Here is a 24,938-nt window from a genome sequence, read left to right as displayed (position 1 = left end):
TCAGGCATTTGTCCGGGTGCGACGTAAACCCCCTGAAAATCTTCAGCATCACGCCTTTATGTTATCGCTCCACTGCCCGCATCTTCCGATGGTGGGCTTTTTTTCGGCGTTCGCTTGCGTGGTGAAGCCTTTTTCTTCTCTTCGCCGCTGCCCGGAGCCACTATGCCGCGAAACTGCCGCACCGGCGTGCGCTTAGCCTGATCAATCAGTTGGTACAGCGTCCCCACCAGCGGCTGCATAAAGTCCTGGTAGCGGCACTGTTTTTCGCTGATTTGCGTCAGCACCGATTCCCAGTGCGCTGTCATGTCCGGTCGCGTCGCCATTTCTGGCAGCGAATGGAATAACGCTTTTCCGGCATCAGTAGAGTGGATGTAGCGCCCTTTTTTGGTCAGGAAGCCGCGCTTGAACAGCAGTTCAATAATCCCCGCGCGAGTCGCTTCTGTGCCCAGACCATCGGTCGCACGAAGGATCTTCTTCAGATCTTTGTCCTGCACAAAGCGCGCAATCCCGGTCATTGCCGAAAGCAGTGTTGCATCGGTGAAATGGCGCGGCGGCTGGGTTTGCCGCTCTACCACTTCGCCCTTCTCGCACAGCAACTCATCGTCTTTTGCCACCACAGGAAGTGGCGTGCCGTCGTTTTCTTCGTCACGCTCTTTGCTGCCTAACAGCGTGCGCCAGCCCGCTTCGGCAAGAAAACGTGCTTTTGCAACAAATTTGCCTTTTGCTATGTCCAGTTCGATCACACACTTGCGGAACACCGCGTCCGGGCAGAATTGCATCAGATACTGACGAGCAATCAGACTATAAACCTTCGCTTCGTTCTCCGTCAGGTTGATAGCCGAACTCCGCGCGGTCGGGATGATGGCGTGGTGGGCATCCACCTTTTTGTCATCCCAGCAGCGGTTGCGTAAATCTGGATCAACCACGGGCTGCGGCAGAAGACTCGGCGCATGGACACTGATGGCATTCATCACCGCATGGCGTCCGGCAAAATGTTCCTCCGGCAAATAACGACAATCGGAACGTGGATAGGTAATCAGCTTGTGCGTTTCGTACAATTTCTGACAGATATCAAGCACGTTCTGCGCACTCAGGCCAAAACGTTTTGCCGCTTCAATCTGTAACGTCGAAAGCGAAAATGGCAGCGGCGCGGATTCTGATTCCCGTTTATCGTTATAACTGGTGACAATCGCCGGTTGGCCGCTGATGCGGTTAACGACATGCTCCGCCAGCGGACGATGCAACAAACGCCCCTCTTCATCCTGGTACGGCTCACACGCTTCGCTCGGTTGCCAGATGGCGGTAAACCGCTCATCGGCAGGCGTCACGATATGCGCTTTGACTTCAAAGAAATCTTTCGCGACGAAGTTTTCAATCTCTTCGTCGCGGCGCACCACCAGCCCAAGCACTGGCGTCTGCACGCGCCCAACGGAAAGTACCCCCTGGTAGCCAGCATTACGCCCCAGAATGGTATATGCGCGGGTCATATTAATGCCGTACAACCAGTCGGCACGCGCTCGCGCCAGCGCAGAAACGCACAACGGTACAAACTCACTGTTGGAACGAAGACGATCGATCGCCCGCTCAACCGCCTGCGGGTTCAGGTCGTTGATTAAACAACGCTGAACTTGCTGGCGCTTTTCCGGCGCAAGTTGCAGGTAATCCAGCACTTCATCCACCAGCAATTGCCCTTCACGATCCGGGTCTCCGGCATGAACGATTTCGCTGGCTTCGTGCAGAAAGCGTTTGATGACGTTAAGTTGTTTGGTCACGGAAGGCCGCGGTTGCAATTGCCACTTTTCCGGGACAATCGGCAGATCTGCCAGATTCCAGCGCGCATAGCGGCTGTCGTAGGCGTCTGGCTGCGCCTGCTCAAGCAGGTGACCGACACACCAGGTCACCACCTGACCATTGCCGCATTCGATAAAGCCATCGCCTTTACGGTGCGGTTTGGGCAGGACATCAGCAATAGCGCGCGCCAGACTCGGTTTTTCGGCAATAAATAACCGCATTGAATTAACGGATCTCAACCATGGCACGACCACCGCGCGCAGGCACCAGTTCGCCAATCGCTGTCAGTTCGATACCAAATTCGGCTGCGGTAGCTTTAACTTCGTTTTCCGCCTCTGGCATAACCGCCAGTAGCAGGCCGCCGGAGGTTTGCGGATCGCACAGCAGATCGCGCACTTCGCGTGGCATTTCACCCATCAGATGACCGTAGCTGGCAAAGTTGCGTTCGGTGCCCCCCGGCACAGCGCCCAGCTTAATGTACTCTTCCACGCCCGGCAGTTTCGGGATTGCTTCATAGTCAATGCGCGCCTGCACGCCTGCGCCCTGGCACATTTCGCTTAAATGGCCCAGCAGACCAAAACCGGTAACGTCGGTCATCGCTTTTACGCCTTCAATGTTGGCAAAGGACGCTCCCGCGATATTCATCCGACACATTACTTCCGTCGCCAGTCCCTGATGTTCCGGTTTCAGCAGTGATTTTTTCTCGGCAGTGGTAAGAACACCAATCCCCAGCGGTTTCGTCAGGAACAGTTTACATCCCGCTTGTGCGGTACTGTTTTTCTTCACCCGTTCAGTCGGTACGATCCCCGTCACCGCCAGACCAAAAATCGGTTCCGGCGCGTCGATGGAGTGACCACCGGCCAGCGCGATACCCGCCTGACGGCATGCATAACGGCCACCTTCGGTCACTTCACGGGCAATTTCCGGGGACAGTTTGTTAATCGGCCAGCCGAGGATCGCAATTGCCATAATCGGTTTGCCGCCCATCGCAAAAATATCGCTGATGGCGTTAGTCGCCGCAATGCGACCAAAATCGAAAGGATTATCAACAATCGGCATAAAGAAGTCGGTGGTGCTGATGACGCTGGTGCCATTGCCCAGATCGTACACCGCCGCGTCGTCGCGGGTTTCGTTACCCACAAGCAAATTCGGATCAACAAACTTCGCCTGCTCACTGTGCAGGATGGTTTCCAACACTTTTGGGGAAATTTTACAGCCGCAACCAGCTCCGTGGCTGTATTGGGTCAAACGAATCGAGTTCTCGCTCATGGACATCTCCTGTCAATGCAATCCGGGTATGGTAACCCTCATTCCGTGAAGTGATAAGTGAGAGTGTCTGAATTCCTGCGTCTTTGCTCACAATCCACTCAGTTTCACCGCAATTATCAGAAATAAGTCACAAACGGTGTCGGGTCCGGAACGTTAATTGACGTTGACGCTTTCAACTGCGGTGTGCCGAGGTAGAGAAACCCGACGATTTTATCCTGCTCCCGACAACCGAATGCATCACGTACCACCGGGCTTTCGGTTAACGCCCCACTACGCCAGATCCCGCCAAAGCCCTGGGCAACCGCAGCCATTTGCATTGCCATGACCGCGCAACCGGCAGACATTTCCTGTTCCCAGCGCGGGACTTTATGATTTTCTTCGCATTTCGCCACCACCGTTATGATAAGTGGCGCGCGGAACGGCGCATTACGGGCTTTGTCGATCGCTTTCTCATCACTCCCCGCAGCAACTGCGCCCTGTTCCAGAACGGCGCTGAAACGTTCGCGCCCTTCCCCCTCAATCACAAAAAAATGCCACGGTTGCATGGACTTATGGTCCGGCGCACGCATCCCCGCACGCAGGATGTTTTGCAGTTGCTCACCTGTTGGTGCGGGTTCCGCCAGGCGGGAGGCGCTACGGCGATTGATCAATAGTTCGAGTGCATCCATTTGATTAACTCCTGTCATGATGTTTATTCACAAAATTAACACGAGAGTGGATTTTGTTACAGCACAGGCCGCGATTCCTGCTGACAAGTGCCGGTTGGGTCATTACGATAACCACATCTATTGCACCTGCGACAGGTGTAACTTTTAGTCTGGGAGAATACATGCGAACCCTTTGGCGACTTATTGCCGGATTTTTTAAATGGACGTGGCGTCTACTGAATTTTGTCCGTGAAATGGTACTTAACCTGTTTTTTATTTTTCTTGTGCTTGTTGTCGTGGGTATCTGGATGCAGGTCAGTGGTAGCGATAGCAAAGAAACCGCCAGTCGTGGCGCGTTGCTGCTCGATATCTCCGGCGTGATCGTCGATAAGCCTGACAGTTCGCAGCGGTTTAGCAAGCTGAGCCGTCAGTTGCTTGGTGCCAGTTCTGATCGTTTGCAGGAAAACTCACTGTTTGACATTGTAAACACCATTCGCCAGGCAAAAGATGACCGGAACATCACCGGTATAGTGATGGATCTGAAAAACTTCGCGGGCGGCGATCAGCCTTCCATGCAGTACATTGGTAAAGCCCTGAAAGAGTTTCGTGACAGCGGCAAACCGGTTTATGCCATTGGCGAGAACTACAGCCAGGGGCAATATTATCTTGCCAGTTTTGCCAACAAAATCTGGCTATCACCACAAGGCGTGGTTGATCTGCATGGTTTTGCGACCAACGGACTGTATTACAAGTCATTGTTGGATAAGTTAAAAGTTTCCACCCATGTGTTCCGCGTCGGTACGTATAAATCTGCCGTTGAGCCGTTTATTCGTGATGATATGTCACCGGCAGCCCGCGAGGCTGACAGCCGCTGGATTGGTGAGCTGTGGCAAAACTATCTCAACACTGTGGCTGCTAATCGTCAGATCACCGCCCAGCAAGTATTCCCTGGCGCACAAGGGGTGCTTGATGGCTTAACCAAAACCGGTGGCGATACCGCGAAGTACGCGCTGGATAACAAACTGGTCGATGCACTGGCATCAAGTGCCGAAATCGAAAAAGCCCTGACCAAAGAGTTCGGCTGGAGTAAGGCGGATAAAAATTATCGCGCCATCAGTTATTACGATTATGCTTTGAAAACTCCGGCAGATACCGGCGACAGCATCGGTGTCGTCTTCGCAAATGGCGCAATTATGGATGGCGAAGAAACCCAGGGTAATGTTGGCGGCGACACAACCGCAGCGCAAATCCGCGACGCTCGTCTTGACCCGAAAGTGAAAGCGATTGTTCTGCGTGTTAATAGCCCTGGCGGCAGCGTTACTGCGTCTGAAGTGATTCGATCTGAACTGGCAGCAGCCCGAGCGGCTGGCAAGCCTGTGGTTGTATCGATGGGCGGCATGGCGGCATCTGGTGGTTACTGGATCTCCACGCCGGCCAATTACATTGTGGCTAACCCCAGCACTCTGACCGGTTCTATCGGTATCTTCGGCGTGATCACTACCGTAGAAAACAGTCTGGATTCGATTGGTGTACATACTGATGGCGTTTCAACCTCACCTCTGGCGGATGTTTCCATTACTAAAGCACTGCCGCCGGAAGCGCAGCAGATGATGCAGTTAAGCATTGAGAACGGTTATAAACGCTTCATCACGCTGGTTGCGGATTCGCGTAACTCGACGCCAGAGCAGATCGATAAAATCGCTCAGGGCCACGTCTGGACTGGTCAGGATGCGAAAGCTAACGGTCTGGTCGATAGTCTCGGTGATTTCGATGATGCAGTTGCCAAAGCGGCAGAACTGGCCAAAATGAAACAGTGGCATCTGGAATATTACGTCGATGAACCAACCTTCTTCGACAAAGTGATGGACAACATGTCAGGTTCTGTACGGGCGATGTTGCCAGATACGCTCCAGGCTATGTTGCCTGCACCGCTGGCCTCGGTGGCTTCAACCGTTAAAAGCGAAAGCGACAAGCTGGCGGCCTTTAACGATCCGCAAAACCGTTACGCGTTTTGCCTGACCTGCGCCAACGTGCGGTAATCCCTGCAAATATGTGGCCGATATGCTGTCGGCCACACTCCTGAACCGGACTGTCTTTCACTTCCTCTCTCCACTACATTGCCTTGCTCATTCTGCATCTGATAAGGAGTCATCAGTGAATAAGGCACCCTCTTTAATTGCCGCTATTGTCCTCGGACTGGGGATCAGCGCCTGTGGTTATTTCGTTGGCGATGGAGTTAAGCATTTAAAAACTAACAACCGTTATGTGAACGTGCGGGGGCTTTCGGAAAAAGAAGTTCGCGCAGATACGGCTGAATTAACCATTGCGATTAACTTTAAGGGCAATGTTCCCGGCGAGCTTTTCCCAAAACTGGAAGACGCGCAGAAAAAAATTGTTGCCGAACTCAACGCTCAGGGGATTAGCAGCACAGAGATAAACCTGGGCCAATGGACAAGCAAGCGAACGGACTCCTTTTATCTCAAAGATGATCCAACGATGCCTCGCTATAATGCCGACGGGTCAGTGACGATAAAAACCCATAACGTTGCTGCCGTCGAAAAAGTCGTCGCTAAACTAAACGAACTGCAAGTCGCCACGGATGGTGCTATCGCTGATAGCAAAATCGCCTATCGTTTTAATGGCATTGGCGCACTTCGCGCTGAGATGATTGCCGCCGCGACAAAAGACGCACGCAACGCAGCATTACAGTTTGCGACGGATTCAGGTAGTCAGGTGGGGTCAATCAGCGATGCTTCGCAAGGGGTGTTCCAGATCTTCGCCAGTGGCAGTGATGAAGATGATCCTACGGCGATTAATAAAACGGTGCGCGTGGTAACGACCGTAACCTATGCGTTGCAGGATTAATCACTTTTCTCCGGCGGGACGCTACACCCTCTGTTCCGCCAGACTTTTCTCATATCCACAGAGTATCCAGGTGCGCTCCCTGCCCCTCACGTATATACTTTTGCTCTTTCGATATCATTCATATCAATATCATGCAAAAGAAATCAATTTACGTTGCCTACACGGGCGGAACCATCGGGATGCAGCGTTCCGAGCAGGGTTATATTCCAGTGTCAGGTCATCTGCAACGCCAGTTGGCGTTGATGCCGGAATTCCATCGCCCGGAGATGCCAGATTTCACTATTCATGAATATACGCCGCTAATGGATTCTTCCGATATGACGCCGGAAGACTGGCAGCATATCGCTGAAGACATTAAAGCGCACTATAACGAGTACGATGGTTTTGTCATTCTGCACGGCACCGATACCATGGCATATACCGCCTCTGCACTGTCGTTCATGCTGGAGAATCTTGGTAAACCGGTCATTGTGACAGGGTCACAAATCCCGTTAGCCGAGCTACGCTCTGACGGACAAATCAATCTGCTGAATGCGTTGTACGTTGCTGCTAACTACCCGATCAACGAAGTAACGCTGTTTTTTAATAACCGCCTGTATCGCGGAAACCGAACCACTAAAGCCCATGCCGATGGTTTTGATGCCTTTGCTTCCCCCAATCTTCCACCGTTACTGGAGGCAGGTATCCATATTCGTCGTTTGAATACACCACCCGCCCCGCACGGTGATGGAGAACTGATCGTTCATCCAATTACGCCACAACCGATCGGCGTGGTGACAATTTATCCGGGGATCTCTGCCGATGTTGTGCGTAATTTCCTGCGCCAACCGGTTAGGGCGTTGATTCTTCGCTCTTACGGCGTGGGTAATGCGCCGCAAAACAAAGCTTTCCTGCAAGAATTACAGGAGGCCAGCGATCGCGGTATCGTGGTGGTTAATCTGACGCAATGTATGTCCGGTAAAGTGAATATGGGGGGATATGCCACCGGTAACGCCCTCGCCCACGCCGGCGTTATTGGCGGCGCGGATATGACTGTGGAAGCCACTCTCACCAAGCTGCACTATCTACTTAGCCAGGGACTGGATACTGAAACCATTCGCAAGGCTATGAGCCAAAACCTACGCGGCGAGCTGACGCCGGATGATTAAGGAGATTGCAATGCCCCATCGCGCCCTGTTACTGGTCGATTTACAAAATGATTTCTGTGCCGGTGGCGCGCTCGCCGTGCCAGAAGGTGACAGCACTGTGGATGTCGCTAACCGATTGATTGACTGGTGTCAGTTGCGCGGTGAACCAGTTATCGCCAGTCAGGACTGGCATCCGGCTAATCACGGCAGTTTTGCCAGCCAGCATCAGGTGGAGCCATACAGCCAGGGGACGCTCGACGGTTTGCCGCAAACATTCTGGCCTGAACACTGCGTGCAGAGCAGTGAAGGCGCGCAATTACATCCGTTACTCAATCAAAATGCGATCGCAGCAGTGTTCCATAAAGGCGAAAACCCTTTAGTTGACAGTTACAGTGCTTTTTTTGATAACGGACGTCGGCAGAAAACCGCGCTCGATGGCTGGTTACGCGACCATGAAATCAATGAATTGATCGTTATGGGGCTGGCTACTGACTATTGTGTGAAGTTTACCGTGCTGGACGCGTTGCAGTTAGGTTATAGCGTGAGCGTGATTACCGATGGCTGTCGTGGCGTAAATATTCAGCCGCAGGACAGTGCACACGCATTTATGGAGATGTCAGCGGCTGGAGCAACACTGTACACGCTGGCGGACTGGGAAGAGACGCAGGGATAATTTTGCTGGCCTACGATTCAGTACTGACGTTGTAGGCCAGATAAGACACATCAACGGCGCATCTGGCGTGCTCGTAGTTAAATCAAACAATCAACTCGTAACAGTAAAGATTATCCCTCTCTTCATAAACGTCTGATAAAGGGAACAAATCTCTTACTTAAACATGGCTATCGGCTTTGCCGAGATACCAAAATCTTCTTTCAACTGTTGTTTGCTCTTCATGACCATCTGACCGTCAGTGTCGATTGTCATATGCTGCGCATCGGTATTGTTTCGGGCCTGCCATAACATCACCAGTTGCAGGCAGTTCTCTTTTTGTTCTTCAGTCAGCGCAACACCATCTGGCCATTTTCCCAGTTCAACGGCAGTCGATAAACGCTGGTAAACCTCAGGCGTCATGCTGTTGATTATTTCATCAAGATCCATAATTTCCCCGCTCCTGTGGAATAAGTTGCTGAATCGTTTTTTCAACCGTTGATTTCTTCGCCATTTTCGTCATCAGTAAAGCGCAATGATGCCGAGTTAACACAATAACGTTCGCCTGTGGGTTGCGGGCCGTCGGGAAAGACGTGCCCCAGATGGGCATCACAGTTTCCGCAACGAATTTCTATCCGCTGCATACCATGTGACAAGTCTTTGATATAACGGATCGAATCTTCACTCACCGGCTCATAAAAACTGGGCCAGCCACAGCCTGAATCATACTTGGTTTGGGAGTGAAACAGAGGTGCATCGCAAATCAAACAGTGGTAAACACCGCCGCGCTTGTTATGCAGTAAACGTCCAGTGAATGGCGGCTCCGTCCCGTGATTCTGAGTCACGTAAAACTGCATCTCGGACAAATTTTTTTTCAGTTCTTCTGCCGAAGGTTTGTTAGCCATTTTCTCACATCTCACTTTAATCACGCTCACATTACGTGACTTATTCTAACAAAACATTAACACCTGCTGGCAAAATTTTGTCCTAAACTTGATCTCGACGAAATAGCTGCACCTAAATCGTGATGAAAATCACATTTTTATCATAATTGCCCTTTAAAATTCTGGGCGCCGCCCTCATGTGGTTTCAAGCCCAAAGGAAGAGTGAGGCGAGTCAGTCGTGTAATGCCAAGGCACAGGATTGATTTGTCGCAATGATTGACACGATTCCGCTTGACGCTGCGTAAGGTTTTTGTAATTTTACAGGCAACCTTTTATTCACTAACAAATAGCTGGTGGAATATATGACTATCAAAGTAGGTATCAACGGTTTTGGCCGTATCGGTCGCATTGTTTTCCGTGCTGCTCAGAAACGTTCTGACATTGAGATCGTTGCAATCAACGACCTGTTAGACGCTGATTACATGGCATACATGCTGAAATATGACTCCACTCACGGTCGTTTCGACGGCACCGTTGAAGTGAAAGACGGTCATCTGATCGTAAACGGTAAAAAAATCCGTGTTACCGCTGAACGTGATCCGGCTAACCTGAAATGGGACGAAGTTGGTGTTGACGTTGTCGCTGAAGCAACTGGTCTGTTCCTGACTGACGAAACTGCTCGTAAACACATCACCGCTGGTGCGAAAAAAGTGGTTATGACTGGTCCGTCTAAAGACAACACTCCGATGTTCGTTAAAGGCGCTAACTTCGACAAATATGCTGGCCAGGACATCGTTTCTAACGCTTCCTGCACCACCAACTGCCTGGCTCCGCTGGCTAAAGTTATCAACGATAACTTCGGCATCATCGAAGGTCTGATGACCACCGTTCACGCTACTACCGCTACTCAAAAAACCGTTGACGGCCCGTCTCACAAAGACTGGCGCGGCGGCCGTGGCGCTTCCCAGAACATCATCCCGTCCTCTACCGGTGCTGCTAAAGCTGTAGGTAAAGTACTGCCAGAACTGAATGGCAAACTGACTGGTATGGCGTTCCGTGTTCCGACTCCGAACGTATCCGTAGTTGACCTGACCGTTCGTCTGGAAAAAGCTGCAACTTACGAGCAGATCAAAGCTGCCGTTAAAGCTGCTGCTGAAGGCGAAATGAAAGGCGTTCTGGGCTACACCGAAGATGACGTAGTATCTACCGATTTCAACGGCGAAGTTTGCACTTCCGTGTTCGATGCTAAAGCGGGTATCGCTCTGAACGACAACTTCGTGAAACTGGTATCCTGGTACGACAACGAAACCGGTTACTCCAACAAAGTTCTGGATCTGATCGCTCACATCTCCAAATAAGTTGAGATGACTCTGTGATCTAAAAAGAGCGACTTCGGTCGCTCTTTTTTTTACCTGATGAAATGAAGTTAAAGGACTGCGTCATGATTAAGAAAATTTTTGCCCTTCCGGTCATCGAACAAATTTCCCCTGTCCTCTCCCGTCGTAAACTGGATGAACTGGACCTTATTGTGGTCGTTCATCCCCAGGTAAAAGCCTCTTTTGCATTACAGGGCGCACACCTTCTCTCCTGGAAACCTGCAGGTGAAGAAGACGTTCTGTGGTTGAGTAATAACACGCCGTTTAAAAATGGCGTCGCCATTCGCGGCGGCGTGCCGGTTTGTTGGCCGTGGTTTGGTCCGGCAGCACAGCAAGGTCTGCCTGCTCACGGTTTTGCCCGCATTCTGCCGTGGACGCTGAAATCGCACAGTGAAGATGCCGATGGCGTAGCGCTGACTTTTGAACTGACACAAAGCGACGAGACGAAAAAATACTGGCCGCACGACTTTACGCTGTTAGCGCATTTCCGCGTGGGTAAGACTTGTGAAATTGATCTTGAAGCGCACGGCGAATTTGAAACCACCTCTGCCCTGCATACCTACTTTAACGTGGGTGATATTGCTAAGGTGAGCGTCAGTGGCCTGGGCGATCGCTTCATTGATAAAGTCAATGACGCGAAAGAAGGCACTTTGACCGGGGGGATTCAGACATTCCCGGATCGTACCGATCGCGTGTATCTGAATCCGCAAGATTGTAGTGTGATTAATGACGAAGCGTTGAACCGCATTATTACCGTTGGTCACCAGCATCATCTGAACGTTGTTGGCTGGAATCCAGGTCCGGCGCTTTCAGTCAGCATGGGCGATATGCCAGATGACGGCTACAAAACCTTTGTCTGCGTAGAAACCGCTTACGCCTCTGAAGCACAAAAAACGTCCAAAGATATGCCCTCTCGTCTGGCACAATCCATCCGCGTTGCCAAACGCTAATCTGCGCTAGTTTTGTGTGCCGGATGCGATGTATCCGGCACTGCTCAGCATCACACCATATCCAGCGCAGTTTTTACTTTTGGTGCCGGATACGCTTTGTCCAGCATCGCTAATTCTTCTGGCGAAAGCACAATCTCCAGCACAGCCGCATTTTGTTGAACATGCGCGATAGTTGCCGCTTTTGGAATCGCCATCACGCCTTGATGGCTGATTACCCACGCCAGCAGAACTTGCGCCGCGCTGACATTGTGGGCATGTGCGATTTCGTTGACGACCGCGTTTTTTAGCAGTCCATTGCGCAACCGCCCAGCCTAGGCTAACGGGCTGTAAGCCATCACCGGCATCTGCTGTTGCTGGCACCAGGGGAGTAAATCGAACTCAATACCCCGTGAGCCAAGATGATAAAGCACCTGATTAGTCGCACACTGATTTCCCCCCGGCACCTGCCAGAGCTCCTGCATATCGGCATAATCAAGATTAGAAACGCCCCAGCGGCGGATTTTGCCCTGGGCGATCAATTTTTCCATCGCGGCAACAGTTTCTTCAAAAGCGAAACTGCCAGACCAGTGTAATAAATAAAGATCGAGATAATCGGTATTAAGACGGCGTAAGCTGGCTTCGCAGGCATTAATCGCTTTTTGTCCGCCAGCATTCCACGGATAGACCTTAGAGACGAGAAAGGCCTTATCACGCAGGCCAGTTAATGCTTCACCAACTACCTTTTCAGCACCACCGTCCGCATACATTTCGGCGGTATCAATGAGGGTTAAACCGAGTTCAATGCCCGCGCGCAGTGCAGCGACTTCTGTTTTGCGCTGACTGACATCTTCGCCCATAAACCATGTTCCCTGCCCTATAGCTGGCACTGAGTCCCCATCACTAAACTGAATCATTTTTTGTTGCATTGTTTCCTCCCAGGTTACGCACCACCGTAATGCAAAACAGGGCGTGACGCCCTGTTTTTATGCACAAAATGCCCTGGAAAGATGCACTATCAGAATTTGTAGGTGATCCCGGTCGAAATCAGACCTGTCCAGGACTTATCAACCATCGGGCTATCGGTAACTTCATCGGACAGACGGGTGTAGCGCGCAGTACCGTAAATGCTCCAGTCGCCCATGAAGTTGTAGTTGGCGCTCAGTTCCAGATACGGACTCCAGCTATCATTCGGGTTATAGCCACGCAGACCGCTGCGCGCAGACTCTTTACGCGATACGCCATAATAGTATTCGTTATGGTTTTCGCTGTTCCACTGCACACCGATACCCGGGGTCAGAGTCAGACCACCGTTAGTGTAACGGTACAACCAGGCCGTATCCCAGACGATACCGTTGCTGTTATCCAGTGTGTCGGCTGCCAGAGAGGTACGCAGATAACCGTACTGGGTAAAGTGAGCGTAGGACAGACCGGCCATCATAGTGCTCTTACGATCATCCAGGTGGCGCATCTGGTGGTTGCCACTGTCTTTAGCTTTGAAGTAGAGCGGCGACCAGTAAGCGGTAATCGAAAGTTTATCCGTTGCATCGTTCCACAGGTAGTAACCACCACCTAAGCCACGGAACCAGAAGTTATCGCCTTCATAGTTGATTACCGGTACTGGGTAAACATCGGTATCGTAATCTTTATAAGGGTGTTCAACGACACCTACGCCTGCGCCCAGGGAAAATTTACCTTCAGCGTGTGCTACGCCTGCAGACGTTGCGATAAGCACTCCAAGTGCCAGAAGTTTGAGTTTGGTCACAATTAATCATTCCTTAAACAAATGTTTAGCGGGCGACAAAGTTTACCCGTCAATACATCGAAACCCAACCTTTTTACATTTTCATTTCTAAAGGTAACTGTTTAATTTTCCTGACGCTGGTGACATCAGGCTTACACCTGAATGAATTTTGCATTACCGACGGCAATATTCTTTACATTAGTTATGCAATTTTTATGGGTGAGTTGTTGATATGCCATTGAAATCCAGAAAGCCGTGCAGGCAAGTTTTCCATTTGCCATCTACGCTTAATTTTGAAGGTGTATCACCGGGCACGTTCTTCTCGCAGTCGGTAAGATGGCATGAGAGTTGCTGTGTTTTAGCAAGAGACGTCGTTCAGTTTACCTCTTCCGGGAGCCTCTACTATTCATATGAACGGCTCTTAACCTGTGCTAAAAAACGAAAGGACGGCATACCATGAATATATTCGATCACTATCGCCAGCGATATGAAGCTGCCAAGGACGAAGAGTTCACACTGCAGGAGTTTCTTACCACTTGTCGGCAAGATCGCAGTGCTTATGCCAACGCGGCTGAGCGGCTACTGATGGCTATTGGTGAGCCTGTCATGGTCGATACAGCCCAGGAACCCAGACTTTCTCGACTCTTCTCGAACCGGGTCATCGCACGTTATCCGGCGTTTGAAGAGTTTTACGGCATGGAAGACGCGATTGAACAGATTGTCTCTTATCTGAAACACGCGGCTCAGGGGCTGGAAGAGAAGAAACAAATTCTGTATCTGCTGGGGCCTGTGGGTGGGGGGAAATCGTCGCTTGCGGAGCGACTGAAATCATTAATGCAACTCGTGCCTATTTATGTATTGAGCGCCAATGGTGAGCGCAGCCCGGTCAACGATCATCCGTTCTGTCTGTTCAATCCACAGGAAGATGCGCAGATCCTCGAAAAAGAGTACGGCATTCCGCGCCGCTACCTCGGCACTATCATGTCGCCGTGGGCCGCGAAGCGCCTGCATGAATTTGGTGGCGATATCACTAAATTTCGGGTTGTGAAGGTCTGGCCGTCGATTCTACAACAAATTGCCATCGCTAAAACGGAGCCCGGCGATGAGAACAACCAGGATATCTCAGCGCTGGTAGGGAAAGTCGATATTCGTAAGCTCGAACACTACGCGCAGAACGATCCAGACGCCTATGGTTATTCCGGTGCGCTGTGTCGCGCCAACCAAGGGATCATGGAATTTGTCGAGATGTTTAAAGCACCAATTAAAGTGCTGCATCCTCTGTTGACCGCCACCCAGGAAGGCAACTACAACGGGACGGAAGGTATCTCCGCCCTGCCGTTCAACGGGATTATTCTCGCCCACTCGAACGAATCCGAATGGGTCACTTTCCGTAACAATAAAAACAACGAGGCCTTCCTCGACCGTGTCTATATCGTGAAGGTGCCGTACTGCTTGCGCATTTCCGAAGAGATTAAAATCTACGAGAAATTACTTAATCATAGTGAACTGACTCACGCACCATGCGCACCTGGCACGCTGGAAACTCTGTCACGTTTTTCCATTCTTTCGCGTCTGAAAGAGCCAGAAAACTCCAGCATTTATTCAAAGATGCGCGTTTATGATGGCGAAAGTCTAAAAGATACCGATCCGAAAGCCAAATCGTATCAGGAGTATCGGGATTACGCGGGCGTCGATGAAGGGATGAACGGTCTGTCCACACGTTTTGCGTTTAAGATCCTCTCTCGCGTGTTCAACTTCGATCACGTGGAAGTGGCAGCTAACCCGGTCCATCTGTTCTACGTTCTTGAACAGCAGATTGAGCGCGAGCAGTTCCCGCAAGAGCAGGCAGAACGCTATCTGGAGTTCCTGAAAGGTTATCTGATCCCAAAATATGCCGAGTTTATCGGCAAAGAGATCCAGACGGCTTATCTGGAGTCTTATTCCGAATATGGACAGAACATTTTCGATCGTTATGTCACCTATGCGGATTTCTGGATCCAGGATCAGGAGTATCGCGACCCGGATACCGGTCAGTTGTTTGATCGCGAGTCGCTGAACGCCGAGCTGGAGAAAATCGAAAAACCAGCGGGGATCAGCAATCCGAAAGATTTCCGTAACGAGATTGTCAACTTCGTGCTGCGCGCCAGAGCAAATAACAGCGGACGCAATCCGAACTGGACCAGTTATGAAAAACTGCGCACGGTTATTGAGAAAAAAATGTTTTCCAATACCGAAGAATTACTGCCAGTCATTTCGTTTAACGCTAAAACCTCAACCGACGAGCAGAAGAAACACGACGATTTTGTCGACCGTATGATGGAGAAAGGCTACACCCGTAAACAGGTGCGTTTACTGTGCGAATGGTATTTGCGCGTACGTAAATCCTCTTAACAACCATGGCCCGGAGCACATGCTCATGGGCCTACAACGACAGCGAACCGTAGGCCGGATAAGCGAAGCGTGTCCGGCAATACAGGTGCAGCATACAGTTGGCAAATGCAGTACGGGGGGCATATGACCTGGTTTATTGACCGGCGTCTGAACGGCAAAAACAAAAGCATGGTGAATCGCCAGCGTTTTTTACGCCGTTATAAAGCGCAAATTAAACAGTCGATCTCCGAGGCCATTAATAAGCGTTCGGTGACTGACGTCGACAGCGGCGAGTCCGTCTCCATTCCAACGGAAGATATTAGCGAACCGATGTTTCATCAGGGGCGTGGCGGCCTGCGCCATCGCGTTCACCCGGGTAACGACCATTTCATCCAGAACGATCGCATTGAACGTCCCCAGGGCGGCAGCGGCGGTTCCGGTAGTGGTCAGGGCCAGGCTAGTCAGGACGGTGAAGGTCAGGATGAATTTGTCTTCCAGATTTCGAAAGACGAATATCTCGACCTGCTGTTTGAAGATTTAGCCTTACCGAATTTAAAACAGAACCAGCAACGCCAATTGACCGAGTTTAAAACGCATCGGGCGGGTTATACCGCTAACGGCGTTCCGGCCAATATCAGCGTGGTGCGTTCATTGCAAAACTCACTGGCGAGACGTACCGCGATGACCGCAGGTAAACGGCGGGAACTTCATGCTCTGGAAGAAGATTTGGCAATCATCAGCAACAGTGAACCTGCGCAATTGCTGGAAGAGGAACGGCTACGCAAAGAGATTGCCGAATTACGCGCCAAAATTGAACGCGTTCCGTTCATCGACACCTTCGATTTACGTTATAAGAACTACGAAAAACGACCCGATCCCTCCAGTCAGGCGGTAATGTTTTGTCTGATGGACGTTTCTGGTTCAATGGATCAATCCACCAAAGATATGGCCAAACGTTTTTATATTTTGCTGTATCTGTTCCTGAGCAGAACTTACAAGAACGTGGAGGTCGTTTACATCCGCCACCATACCCAGGCGAAAGAGGTCGATGAACATGAGTTTTTCTACTCGCAGGAAACGGGTGGCACCATTGTTTCCAGCGCTCTGAAACTGATGGATGAGGTGGTGAAAGAGCGTTATAACCCGGCACAATGGAATATTTATGCCGCGCAGGCGTCGGACGGTGATAACTGGGCCGATGACTCTCCGCTTTGCCATGAAATTCTGGCGAAAAAATTGTTGCCCGTTGTTCGTTATTACAGCTATATCGAAATTACCCGTCGCGCTCATCAGACATTGTGGCGGGAATATGAGCATCTGCAATCTACATTCGAAAACTTTGCGATGCAGCATATCCGCGATCAGGATGATATTTATCCGGTGTTTCGCGAACTATTTCATAAACAAAATGCAACTACTAAAGACTAAAACCATCAGCCAGGTCATTATTCCCTGGCTGATTTTTAGTTAATTGTAAATACAGTTATTTATTATCTACATTAGTTTACAAACAACTTAAATATAACAGCGTAACCTTTACAGAACTTAGTTTCATGAAACAATCATTCGGAAAAATGATTCTGTTAGCACGCTTTTCTCAATGCTATACTTTAATTCTTTTTTACTGATAATGATAATTGATCCCGGTCAAAACTCCATTTCTCTGCAATCAATAAAATCGACTACTCAGATTGCTCTCCTTTTTTATGGTTCCCATGGGTACACAAAAATTAAAAGCACACAGCTTTTTTATTTTCAGCTTACTATTGACATTAATTTTATTTTGCATTACCACCTTATATAATGAAAACGCCAATATAAAGCTCATCCCTCAGATGAACTACCTGATGGTCGTTGTGGCTTTATTTTTCCTTAACGCCGTCATTTTCCTTTTCATGTTAATGAAGTATTTTACTAATCGAGATATTTTCCCAACCCTAATTTTAAGTCTTGCTTTTTTAAGTGGCCTTGTCTATTTAACTGAAACGATCGTTATTATTCACAAGCCTATCAGCGATAGTACGCTGATCCAGACGAAATCGAATGACGTTTCCATTTTCTATCTTTTTCGCCAACTAAGTTTTATTAGCTTAGCATCGCTGGCTCTTTTCTGTTATGACCGAAACAGCATTCTGACAAACAACAAGAAAAAAACCTGCATCCTGTTGCTGGCACTAATACCTTTTATGTTGTTTCCATTACTGGCGCACAACCTGAGCAGTTATAATCCTGACTATGCCTTATATGTCGTAGATTACTGCCCGAATAATAATACTGCGAGTTGGGGTATTAACTACACCAAGATTCTGGTTTGTCTGTGGGCATGTTTACTATTTTTTATTATCACACGGACAGGTTTAGCGAGCGAACTTTGGCCGTCAATCGCGTTATTATGTCTGGCCTCACTCTGTTGTAACTTGTTGCTACTGACTCTGGATGAATATAATTACACCATCTGGTATATCAGCCGCGGTATTGAGGTTTCCAGTAAACTGTTTGTGGTTTCTTTCCTGATTTATAACATTTTTCAGGAACTACAACTTGCCAGTAAACTGGCGGTTTATGATGTACTGACCAATATTTATAACCGCCGTCACTTTTTCAACAGTGTAGAGTCATTACTCTCTCGCCCTGTTGTGAAGGATTTTTGTATCATGCTGGTAGATATTAACCAGTTCAAACGCATAAATGCTCAGTGGGGTCATCATGTGGGCGATAAAGTTCTGGTTTCAATTGTCGATATTATCCAGCAAAGTATCCGCCCCGATGACATCTTCGCGCGTCTGGAAGGTGAAGAGTTCGGTTTACTATTTACCGAATTGAATGCTGCCCAGGCAAAAATTATCGCCGATCGGGTGCGTAAAAATGTCGAACTACTGACCGGTTTTAGTAATAGATATAATGTCCCTGAACAAATGACCATCAGCATTGGCTGTGTTTTTTCCACTGGCGACACGCGTAATATCTCGCTTGTCATGACGGAAGCTGATAAAGCGTTACGAGAAGCGAAAAATGATGGTGGCAACAAAGTGATTATTCATTATATTTGAGTGCAAAATTATTCACAGCCATGCGTTTTGCGTGGCTTTGGCATACAATTTATTATCAATACCCCTAAATTTCCCCTCCCCAGCGGCGCAGAGATGAGTATAATTAGCGCCCCTGTACCAGGCCGCAATCGAACTTTATCTGGTTTTCTCGTTTCACTAACCGAAGGAGTGCCATTTATCATGAAATTGCACCATAGAATGCTCCGGCATTTTATCGCCGCAAGTGTCATTGTGCTGACATCTTCCTTCCTTATTTTTGAACTTGTCGCCAGCGACAGGGCAATGAGTGCTTATTTGCGCTATATCGTCCAGAAAGCAGATTCCTCCTTTCTCTACGACAAGTATCAAAATCAGAGTATCGCCGCACATGTGATGCGCGCGCTTGCTGCGAAACAGTCTGAGGTGTCGCCAGAACAGCGACGTGCCATCTGTGAAGCTTTTGAATCTGCCAACAATACCCATGGCTTAAACCTGACAGCCCATACTTACGCGGGTTTACACGGAACATTGCAGACTGCATCCACTGACTGCGACACGATTGTGGAAGCTGCGGCGCTCTTACCGGCATTTGATCAGGCAGTTGAAGGCAACCGCCATCAGGATGATTATGGTTCCGGTCTTGGCATGGCCGAAGAGAAATTTCACTATTATCTCGATCTCAATGACCGCTATGTCTATTTTTATGAGCCAGTCAATGTTGAATACTTCGCGATGAATAACTGGTCCTTCCTGCAATCAGGAAGCATTGGCATTGATCGTAAAGATATTGAAAAAGTGTTTACCGGACGTACTGTGTTATCGAGCATTTACCAGGATCAGCGTACTAAACAGAACGTGATGAGTTTGCTGACACCGGTTTATGTTGCAAGGCAGTTAAAAGGTATTGTACTGCTGGATATTAATAAGAATAATCTACGAAATATCTTTTACACTCATGATCGCCCTCTCCTCTGGCGTTTTCTTAATGTCACGCTAACCGATACAGATTCGGGACGGGACATTATTATCAACCAGAGCGAAGATAACCTGTTTCAGTATGTCAGTTACGTCCACGACTTACCTGGCGGTATTCGCGTTTCGTTATCCATTGATATTCTTTACTTTATCACGTCTTCGTGGAAAAGCGTTCTGTTCTGGATTTTGACAGCGTTAATTTTGCTGAATATGGTCCGGATGCACTTCCGCTTGTACCAGAACGTGACGCGCGAAAATATCAGTGATGCGATGACCGGACTGTATAATCGCAAAATATTAACGCCTGAACTGGAGCAGCGTTTGCAGAAACTGGTGCAATCCGGTTCTTCTGTCATGTTTATTGCAATTGACATGGACAAGTTAAAGCAAATTAATGACACCCTTGGTCATCAGGAGGGCGATTTAGCGATTACATTATTAGCCCAGGCGATTAAGCAGTCGATTCGTAAAAGCGATTATGCCATCCGTCTCGGTGGCGATGAATTTTGCATCATTCTGGTCGATTCTACGCCGCAAATTGCCGCGCAATTGCCTGAACGTATCGAAAAACGCCTGCAACATATCGCGCCGAAGAAAGAGATCGGCTTCTCTTCCGGTATTTACGCGATGAAAGAAAACGATACGTTACATGATGCGTATAAAGCTTCTGATGAACGTTTATATGTCAATAAGCAGAACAAAAACAGCCGTTCATGATAATCTTCTGTGGTTATTTGGTTATAATTCCAGGAGCGTGAAATGACTGAAATGACTAAAGGAAGCGTGACGCATCAGCGGTTAATCGCTTTATTATCACAAGAAGGTGCTAACTTCCGCATCGTTACCCACGAAGCGGTAGGTAAATGCGAAGCGGTGTCAGAAATTCGTGGCACCGCTTTGGGTCAGGGAGCTAAAGCACTGGTGTGTAAAGTCAAAGGTAATGGCGTAAATCAGCATGTTCTGGCGATCCTCGCAGCCGATCAACAGGCTGATCTTAGTAAACTCGCCAGTCACATCGGTGGGCTACGCGCTTCGCTGGCCAGCCCGGCGGAAGTCGATGAACTGACAGGCTGTGTCTTTGGCGCTATCCCCCCCTTCAGCTTCCACCCAAAACTCAAACTGGTTGCCGACCCACTACTCTTTGAGCGATTCGATGAGATTGCCTTCAACGCAGGCATGCTGGATAAATCTGTAATTCTGAACACCACAGATTACTTGCGCATTGCGCAACCAGAACTGGTCAAATTCCGCCGTACTGCGTAACTAGCTGGTCCGTTCAATAAGCAGAACGGACAGTACTAACACAACTGCAATGGCAAAAAACGATGACGTGATAATCAGTGTCTCAACGAGCATTTGATCGTTCATGGTTTTCCCCCAGAAGATACCTGTTTTCACGTTATTGTTAGCGTGTACAAGTGGCAATTTGATGACAATTTGCCTGATTTTTTATGCATAACACGTAATTTTTTTCTGCTTCCTTTCAGCAGCAGGCGTAAAGTAGGCGGGTTATTATTTTTTGGCAAGGAAACCACGATGTTTGATGTCACTTTGCTGATCCTGCTCGGCTTAGCTGCGCTGGGCTTTATCAGCCACAACACCACTGTCGCCGTTTCAATTCTGGTGTTGATCATTGTCCGCGTCACACCGTTAAGCACCTTTTTTCCGTGGATCGAAAAACAGGGACTGAGTATCGGGATAATCATTCTGACCATTGGCGTAATGGCCCCTATTGCCAGCGGAACACTGCCCCCCTCGACACTGATTCACTCGTTTCTGAACTGGAAATCGCTGGTAGCGATTGCCGTGGGAGTGATTGTCTCCTGGCTTGGCGGACGCGGCGTGACGTTAATGGGCAGCCAGCCGCAACTGGTCGCCGGGCTGCTGGTAGGCACAATTTTAGGTGTGGCACTGTTTCGCGGTGTACCGGTCGGCCCGCTTATTGCCGCGGGACTGGTCTCTCTGATCATCGGGAAACAGTAGACTGTTTTCGAACTCAGAACTGGCACAACAAAAAACCAACAGCCACAAAGTGCTATAGTGACGTGGTAAATCATGCGTGAAAGGGAGAACAAACACGATGAATATTCAGTGTAAACGCGTTTATGATCCGGCTGAACAGAGCGATGGTTATCGCGTACTGGTCGACCGCCTCTGGCCGCGTGGTATCAAAAAAACTGATTTAGCACTTGATGAGTGGGATAAAGAGATCACACCATCAACAGAGTTGCGCAAAGCCTTTCACGGAGAAGTGGTCGATTTTAAAACCTTTCGCGAACAATATCTTGCTGAACTGGCGCAACACGAGTCGGAAGGGAAACGGCTGGCGGAAATCGCTCAAAAACAGCCGCTGACCCTGCTCTACTCGGCAAAAAATACCACGCAAAACCATGCACTGGTACTGGCCGACTGGCTACGCAGCTTGTGATTTTAGCATGGCATCCGGCTGTTATTTTTCACCAGCCGGATGATCCCGCCGCCATAACGCCCATTCATCAATCGTTTCACCACCCGGCAATTTGCAATTGTTACTGACCCCTTGCGGTGTCTGCACCGGAATGAGCGTACCGCCTTTCTGCTGACAGTAGACCGAAGCCGGATTCGCCATGCCAACCTGCGGCGGTTTTGGCGCATCCGGCTGAGAAGTAGTTGAACACCCTGCCAGAATTAGCAGGCAAGGCAGAGCAAAACTGAGAATTTTCATATATTGATCCCGCACATTTATCTACGCCTTAGAATATCGCGGTATCGTTTTGTTTTGCAGCACTATTTCTTTTACATTCACTTAAAATATATTACAGCTAGTTTCATCTTCGTTGATGATGTTTTATCATGCCTGTAAAGATTAAATAATCAGCATTTTACCCGCAGCATCCTGGAGTTCTTTCGTGTCAGATCAGATCATTGCCCGCGTTTCGCAGTCACTCGCCTCAGAACATTCTCTCGAAAGTCTGGTTCGGCAGCTTCTGGAGATGCTGGAAATGGTCACCGACATGGAGTCGACTTATCTGACAAAAGTGGATATTGACGCGCGCCTGCAACATATTCTGTTCGCCCGTAATAGCCAGAAAATGCACATTCCGGAGAATTTTACTGTCTCGTGGGATTACTCGTTGTGCAAACGCGCCATTGATGAAAACTGTTTTTTCAGCGATGAAGTTCCCGATCGTTGGGGTGACTGCATCGCAGCCCGCAATCTCGGCATCACGACATTCCTGAGCACGCCGGTTCACTTACCGGATGGTTCATTCTATGGCACGCTTTGCGCCGCCAGCAGCGAGAAGCGTCCGTGGAGTGAGCGCGCAGAGCAGGTTTTACAGTTATTCGCCGGGCTGATTGCACAATATATTCAAAAAGAGGCGCTGGTTGAGCAATTACGTGAAGCCAATGCCGCTTTGATTGCGCAGTCGTATACTGACTCTTTAACTGGGCTACCTAATCGGCGGGCGATTTTTGATAACCTGAAGACGCTGTTTTCTCTTGCCCGGCATTTGAAGCGTAAAGCCATGATTGCCTTTATCGACCTGGATAACTTCAAGCTAATCAATGACCGTTTTGGCCACAATAGCGGCGATCTGTTTCTTATTCAGGTTGGTGAGCGCCTCAATAAGCTGCATCAAAATGGCGAGATTATTGGTCGTCTCGGCGGCGATGAATTTTTAGTCGTATCTCTGGTTAATGAAAACGCGGATATCCCGTCACTGCGTGAGCGTATTCAACAGCAAATACGTGGAGAATATCACTTGGGCGATATTGAGCTGTTTTATCCTGGTGCCAGTCTTGGCATAGTTGAAGTGGATCCTGAAACAACCGACGCAGACAGTGCCCTGCACGCTGCCGATATCGCGATGTATCAGGAGAAAAAACACAAAGAGAAAACACCTTTTATCGCGCATTCAGACAGGCATTCCTGAGGCATATTCACATCCTTTTCTTTGGTGGTAACATGCGAATCGGTATTATCTTTCCCGTCGTAATCTTTATTACGGCAGTCGTATTTTTAGCGTGGTTTTTTATTGGCGGCTATGCGGCCCCAGGGGCATGAAGATGAAAAAAACAACGATTATCATGATGGGCGTGGCGATTATTGTCGTTCTTGGCACCGAGCTGGGATGGTGGTAACACTACGCCGGTAAAAATAGCAAAGGCTGCCTGTCGGCAGCCTTTGTGTTTTTCAGCATTAACTTTTGACTTTTCTGTAGATAAACAACACGACAAGCGCACCAATCACGGCAACAACAAAACTACCAAAGTTAAAGCCATCGACTTTGCCAAAACCAAACAGTGTACTGATCCATCCACCAACTACGGCACCGATAATTCCCAGCAGGATGGTCATAAAGAATCCACCACCATCTTTACCAGGCATGATCCACTTCGCCAGAATACCGGCAATAAGTCCAAAAATAATCCATGACAGAATGCCCATTGTTTCCTCACTTATCTGTTTTGCATTAGCGGGTTAGTCGCTGATAAAAAGCATAGCACAACATAAGAGAAGCAAGAATTGTGATGTGTGTCACAGAGGATTTTTTTTGCGATGGCGCTGAATTAGCGCCATCTGACATTAGCAATTATTACCAACCACAAACATCATGTTCGTTTTCCGTGTCATATGAACGCACGGTATTGACGAGATCTTTTATTACTTCAGCCGCCACTTCTGGCACCAGCAAGGTCATCGGCGTCTCTGTTTCGTAATCGACAGAAACACCATTACTGTTATTGGTGACGGTTACGGTATACGTTGCTTTGCCCATGATTCATTTCCCGCTATGAATGACTTTCCGTTGTTTTGCACCTTCCATCAGGACTTCAGGAGCAACGAAGAAGTCAATGTTGAAATAAGTATCGTCAGTCATGGCTTCAATATTGTGCCACTTTTCTGGCGGGAACACCGCGAATTGACCTGCTTCGATGAGGATCACCTGATCAGGTTCTGCGCTATGTTCATCGGCGTAGCCGAGATATTTGACCGCCCCATGCATAACGGACAGGCGTGGATAAACACCCGGACGCGTTCCTTTATCAAGATGACGTTCGAATATTCCGGCAGGCGCAGTTTGTTTATTCCAGAAAGGTGTTGAGCGCGTATGAATGTAGTTCTGTGGGATTTGCAGCATCCTTTTCCCTCCTTCAGTAAATATGCTGAAAACCATTTATTTCAGCCGTTTCAGAGTACGCCTGATAATTTGCATTTTAAATACCATTTATTGGTTACTTTTTAGCATCATCAAACGGTGAATACAGATGCATTTCAGGAGGGAAGCCCGCAGCATCGCGGGC

27 protein-coding genes and 1 pseudogene are annotated in these 24,938 nt (G+C 48.9%); 16 read left to right on the top strand and 12 right to left on the bottom strand.

From position 1 onward, the window contains the following. Positions 1–56 precede the first annotated feature (56 nt). The 3 genes from topB to A1WG_RS03010 form a co-directional block, all read right to left on the bottom strand. Positions 57–2,012 carry a DNA topoisomerase III gene (gene topB, locus A1WG_RS03000; RefSeq protein ID WP_001516287.1) on the bottom strand — a complete coding sequence of 652 codons (1,956 nt, stop codon included), beginning with the start codon at positions 2,010–2,012 and terminating at the stop codon, positions 57–59. 4 nt (positions 2,013–2,016) lie between these two features. Continuing rightward, a complete protein-coding gene (gene selD, locus A1WG_RS03005) occupies positions 2,017–3,060 on the bottom strand; it encodes a selenide, water dikinase SelD (protein WP_001516286.1) in 1,044 nt (347 codons plus the stop codon). A gap of 116 nt (positions 3,061–3,176) precedes the next feature. After that, positions 3,177–3,728, bottom strand: a complete 552-nt coding sequence (locus A1WG_RS03010; protein WP_000339299.1) for an NAD(P)H nitroreductase — start codon at positions 3,726–3,728, stop codon at positions 3,177–3,179. A 161-nt stretch (positions 3,729–3,889) separates the two neighbouring features. On the opposite strand from A1WG_RS03010, the gene sppA reads away from it, so the two are divergent. The 4 genes from sppA (at position 3,890) to pncA (ending at position 8,372) form a co-directional block, all read left to right on the top strand. Next, positions 3,890–5,746, top strand: a complete 1,857-nt coding sequence (gene sppA, locus A1WG_RS03015) for a signal peptide peptidase SppA (RefSeq protein WP_001259890.1) — start codon at positions 3,890–3,892, stop codon at positions 5,744–5,746. Between the two features lie 115 nt (positions 5,747–5,861). Beyond that, positions 5,862–6,572, top strand: coding sequence for an SIMPL domain-containing protein (locus tag A1WG_RS03020; RefSeq protein ID WP_001030440.1), 711 nt, complete (start codon positions 5,862–5,864; stop codon positions 6,570–6,572). A gap of 131 nt (positions 6,573–6,703) precedes the next feature. Next, entirely contained in the window at positions 6,704–7,720 is a 1,017-nt protein-coding gene (gene ansA, locus A1WG_RS03025; RefSeq protein ID WP_001516285.1) for an asparaginase, read from the top strand. Between the two features lie 10 nt (positions 7,721–7,730). Continuing rightward, a complete protein-coding gene (gene pncA, locus A1WG_RS03030) occupies positions 7,731–8,372 on the top strand; it encodes a bifunctional nicotinamidase/pyrazinamidase (RefSeq protein WP_001120524.1) in 642 nt (213 codons plus the stop codon). A gap of 153 nt (positions 8,373–8,525) precedes the next feature. Here pncA and A1WG_RS03035 read toward each other — a convergent pair whose 3' ends face one another. Together A1WG_RS03035 and msrB are read right to left on the bottom strand one after the other, a co-directional pair. Beyond that, the gene (locus A1WG_RS03035; protein WP_001516284.1) at positions 8,526–8,798 is read right to left on the bottom strand and encodes a YeaC family protein; all 273 of its coding nucleotides are present in this window, start codon (positions 8,796–8,798) and stop codon (positions 8,526–8,528) included. Between the two features lie 41 nt (positions 8,799–8,839). Beyond that, complete coding sequence (gene msrB, locus A1WG_RS03040; RefSeq protein ID WP_001284624.1) at positions 8,840–9,253, bottom strand: peptide-methionine (R)-S-oxide reductase MsrB; 414 nt, start codon at positions 9,251–9,253, stop codon at positions 8,840–8,842. A gap of 341 nt (positions 9,254–9,594) precedes the next feature. Between msrB and gapA the strand changes: the two genes are divergently transcribed. Together gapA and A1WG_RS03050 are read left to right on the top strand one after the other, a co-directional pair. After that, complete coding sequence (gapA, locus tag A1WG_RS03045) at positions 9,595–10,590, top strand: glyceraldehyde-3-phosphate dehydrogenase (RefSeq protein WP_000153502.1); 996 nt, start codon at positions 9,595–9,597, stop codon at positions 10,588–10,590. 83 nt (positions 10,591–10,673) lie between these two features. Next, positions 10,674–11,558 carry a D-hexose-6-phosphate mutarotase gene (locus A1WG_RS03050; RefSeq protein WP_001516283.1) on the top strand — a complete coding sequence of 295 codons (885 nt, stop codon included), beginning with the start codon at positions 10,674–10,676 and terminating at the stop codon, positions 11,556–11,558. 50 nt (positions 11,559–11,608) lie between these two features. Here the strand turns inward: A1WG_RS03050 and A1WG_RS0122405 are convergent. Then, positions 11,609–12,463: pseudogene (locus A1WG_RS0122405) on the bottom strand (aldo/keto reductase). 89 nt (positions 12,464–12,552) lie between these two features. Continuing rightward, positions 12,553–13,299 (bottom strand): scaffolding protein MipA, encoded by a 747-nt coding sequence (gene mipA / locus A1WG_RS03055; protein ID WP_000163778.1) that lies wholly within the window; start codon positions 13,297–13,299, stop codon positions 12,553–12,555. Between the two features lie 435 nt (positions 13,300–13,734). Between mipA and yeaG the strand changes: the two genes are divergently transcribed. The 5 genes from yeaG (at position 13,735) to yeaK (ending at position 20,915) form a co-directional block, all read left to right on the top strand. Beyond that, positions 13,735–15,669 carry a protein kinase YeaG gene (gene yeaG, locus A1WG_RS03060; protein WP_001019882.1) on the top strand — a complete coding sequence of 645 codons (1,935 nt, stop codon included), beginning with the start codon at positions 13,735–13,737 and terminating at the stop codon, positions 15,667–15,669. Between the two features lie 123 nt (positions 15,670–15,792). Next, positions 15,793–17,076 (top strand): YeaH/YhbH family protein, encoded by a 1,284-nt coding sequence (locus A1WG_RS03065; RefSeq protein ID WP_000219671.1) that lies wholly within the window; start codon positions 15,793–15,795, stop codon positions 17,074–17,076. Between the two features lie 278 nt (positions 17,077–17,354). Continuing rightward, entirely contained in the window at positions 17,355–18,698 is a 1,344-nt protein-coding gene (locus A1WG_RS03070) for a sensor domain-containing diguanylate cyclase (protein ID WP_001516280.1), read from the top strand. A gap of 180 nt (positions 18,699–18,878) precedes the next feature. Further along, entirely contained in the window at positions 18,879–20,369 is a 1,491-nt protein-coding gene (gene dgcJ / locus A1WG_RS03075; RefSeq protein ID WP_001516279.1) for a diguanylate cyclase DgcJ, read from the top strand. A 42-nt stretch (positions 20,370–20,411) separates the two neighbouring features. Further along, positions 20,412–20,915 carry a mischarged aminoacyl-tRNA deacylase gene (gene yeaK, locus A1WG_RS03080; protein WP_000138169.1) on the top strand — a complete coding sequence of 168 codons (504 nt, stop codon included), beginning with the start codon at positions 20,412–20,414 and terminating at the stop codon, positions 20,913–20,915. On the opposite strand, the gene yoaI is transcribed toward yeaK, so the two are convergent. Beyond that, on the bottom strand, positions 20,916–21,020 hold the full coding sequence (gene yoaI / locus A1WG_RS22690) for a small membrane protein YoaI (RefSeq protein ID WP_050558860.1): 105 nt from the start codon (positions 21,018–21,020) through the stop codon (positions 20,916–20,918). It abuts the gene before it with no gap. Positions 21,021–21,188: 168 nt separating this feature from the next. Between yoaI and A1WG_RS03085 the strand changes: the two genes are divergently transcribed. Next, positions 21,189–21,635: a DUF441 domain-containing protein gene (locus A1WG_RS03085; protein ID WP_001516278.1), complete on the top strand. Its 447-nt coding sequence runs from the start codon at positions 21,189–21,191 to the stop codon at positions 21,633–21,635. Positions 21,636–21,732: 97 nt separating this feature from the next. Next, complete coding sequence (locus A1WG_RS03090; RefSeq protein WP_001516277.1) at positions 21,733–22,080, top strand: DUF488 domain-containing protein; 348 nt, start codon at positions 21,733–21,735, stop codon at positions 22,078–22,080. Positions 22,081–22,101: 21 nt separating this feature from the next. On the opposite strand, the gene A1WG_RS03095 is transcribed toward A1WG_RS03090, so the two are convergent. Further along, positions 22,102–22,356, bottom strand: a complete 255-nt coding sequence (locus tag A1WG_RS03095; protein WP_001516276.1) for a putative hemolysin — start codon at positions 22,354–22,356, stop codon at positions 22,102–22,104. 184 nt (positions 22,357–22,540) lie between these two features. Between A1WG_RS03095 and A1WG_RS03100 the strand changes: the two genes are divergently transcribed. The 3 genes from A1WG_RS03100 to yoaJ are packed head-to-tail and all read left to right on the top strand — an operon-like array spanning position 22,541 to position 23,774. Next, complete coding sequence (locus A1WG_RS03100) at positions 22,541–23,566, top strand: sensor domain-containing diguanylate cyclase (RefSeq protein ID WP_001516275.1); 1,026 nt, start codon at positions 22,541–22,543, stop codon at positions 23,564–23,566. A gap of 32 nt (positions 23,567–23,598) precedes the next feature. Further along, positions 23,599–23,697 carry a YoaK family small membrane protein gene (locus tag A1WG_RS0122395; RefSeq protein WP_001219350.1) on the top strand — a complete coding sequence of 33 codons (99 nt, stop codon included), beginning with the start codon at positions 23,599–23,601 and terminating at the stop codon, positions 23,695–23,697. A gap of 2 nt (positions 23,698–23,699) precedes the next feature. Beyond that, positions 23,700–23,774 (top strand): protein YoaJ, encoded by a 75-nt coding sequence (yoaJ, locus tag A1WG_RS24360; RefSeq protein WP_001386836.1) that lies wholly within the window; start codon positions 23,700–23,702, stop codon positions 23,772–23,774. Positions 23,775–23,832: 58 nt separating this feature from the next. On the opposite strand, the gene A1WG_RS03105 is transcribed toward yoaJ, so the two are convergent. From A1WG_RS03105 to yeaR, 3 genes are all read right to left on the bottom strand, one after another. Next, a complete protein-coding gene (locus A1WG_RS03105) occupies positions 23,833–24,081 on the bottom strand; it encodes a GlsB/YeaQ/YmgE family stress response membrane protein (RefSeq protein WP_000512152.1) in 249 nt (82 codons plus the stop codon). 148 nt (positions 24,082–24,229) lie between these two features. Beyond that, positions 24,230–24,412: a DUF1869 domain-containing protein gene (locus tag A1WG_RS03110; protein ID WP_000513737.1), complete on the bottom strand. Its 183-nt coding sequence runs from the start codon at positions 24,410–24,412 to the stop codon at positions 24,230–24,232. A 3-nt stretch (positions 24,413–24,415) separates the two neighbouring features. Beyond that, a complete protein-coding gene (gene yeaR, locus A1WG_RS03115) occupies positions 24,416–24,775 on the bottom strand; it encodes a DUF1971 domain-containing protein YeaR (RefSeq protein ID WP_000939314.1) in 360 nt (119 codons plus the stop codon). Between the last annotated feature and the right edge of the window lie 163 nt (positions 24,776–24,938).

It is taken from the genome of Escherichia sp. KTE96 (assembly GCF_000408525.1).
Lineage (GTDB): Bacteria > Pseudomonadota > Gammaproteobacteria > Enterobacterales > Enterobacteriaceae > Escherichia > Escherichia marmotae.
Note: the sequence above shows the minus strand (reverse complement) of the source record. Positions and strands in the feature narration are given on the sequence as shown.

Coding starts and splice junctions, on each gene's coding strand:
- topB (WP_001516287.1), bottom strand. CDS start 2,012: ATGCGGTTATTTATTGCCGAAAAACCGAGTCTGGCGCGCGCTATTGCT.
- selD (WP_001516286.1), bottom strand. CDS start 3,060: ATGAGCGAGAACTCGATTCGTTTGACCCAATACAGCCACGGAGCTGGT.
- A1WG_RS03010 (WP_000339299.1), bottom strand. CDS start 3,728: ATGGATGCACTCGAACTATTGATCAATCGCCGTAGCGCCTCCCGCCTG.
- sppA (WP_001259890.1), top strand. CDS start 3,890: ATGCGAACCCTTTGGCGACTTATTGCCGGATTTTTTAAATGGACGTGG.
- ansA (WP_001516285.1), top strand. CDS start 6,704: ATGCAAAAGAAATCAATTTACGTTGCCTACACGGGCGGAACCATCGGG.
- pncA (WP_001120524.1), top strand. CDS start 7,731: ATGCCCCATCGCGCCCTGTTACTGGTCGATTTACAAAATGATTTCTGT.
- A1WG_RS03035 (WP_001516284.1), bottom strand. CDS start 8,798: ATGGATCTTGATGAAATAATCAACAGCATGACGCCTGAGGTTTACCAG.
- msrB (WP_001284624.1), bottom strand. CDS start 9,253: ATGGCTAACAAACCTTCGGCAGAAGAACTGAAAAAAAATTTGTCCGAG.
- gapA (WP_000153502.1), top strand. CDS start 9,595: ATGACTATCAAAGTAGGTATCAACGGTTTTGGCCGTATCGGTCGCATT.
- A1WG_RS03050 (WP_001516283.1), top strand. CDS start 10,674: ATGATTAAGAAAATTTTTGCCCTTCCGGTCATCGAACAAATTTCCCCT.
- yeaG (WP_001019882.1), top strand. CDS start 13,735: ATGAATATATTCGATCACTATCGCCAGCGATATGAAGCTGCCAAGGAC.
- A1WG_RS03065 (WP_000219671.1), top strand. CDS start 15,793: ATGACCTGGTTTATTGACCGGCGTCTGAACGGCAAAAACAAAAGCATG.
- A1WG_RS03070 (WP_001516280.1), top strand. CDS start 17,355: ATGGTTCCCATGGGTACACAAAAATTAAAAGCACACAGCTTTTTTATT.
- dgcJ (WP_001516279.1), top strand. CDS start 18,879: ATGAAATTGCACCATAGAATGCTCCGGCATTTTATCGCCGCAAGTGTC.
- yeaK (WP_000138169.1), top strand. CDS start 20,412: ATGACTGAAATGACTAAAGGAAGCGTGACGCATCAGCGGTTAATCGCT.
- yoaI (WP_050558860.1), bottom strand. CDS start 21,020: ATGAACGATCAAATGCTCGTTGAGACACTGATTATCACGTCATCGTTT.
- A1WG_RS03085 (WP_001516278.1), top strand. CDS start 21,189: ATGTTTGATGTCACTTTGCTGATCCTGCTCGGCTTAGCTGCGCTGGGC.
- A1WG_RS03090 (WP_001516277.1), top strand. CDS start 21,733: ATGAATATTCAGTGTAAACGCGTTTATGATCCGGCTGAACAGAGCGAT.
- A1WG_RS03095 (WP_001516276.1), bottom strand. CDS start 22,356: ATGAAAATTCTCAGTTTTGCTCTGCCTTGCCTGCTAATTCTGGCAGGG.
- A1WG_RS0122395 (WP_001219350.1), top strand. CDS start 23,599: ATGCGAATCGGTATTATCTTTCCCGTCGTAATCTTTATTACGGCAGTC.
- A1WG_RS03105 (WP_000512152.1), bottom strand. CDS start 24,081: ATGGGCATTCTGTCATGGATTATTTTTGGACTTATTGCCGGTATTCTG.
- A1WG_RS03110 (WP_000513737.1), bottom strand. CDS start 24,412: ATGGGCAAAGCAACGTATACCGTAACCGTCACCAATAACAGTAATGGT.
- yeaR (WP_000939314.1), bottom strand. CDS start 24,775: ATGCTGCAAATCCCACAGAACTACATTCATACGCGCTCAACACCTTTC.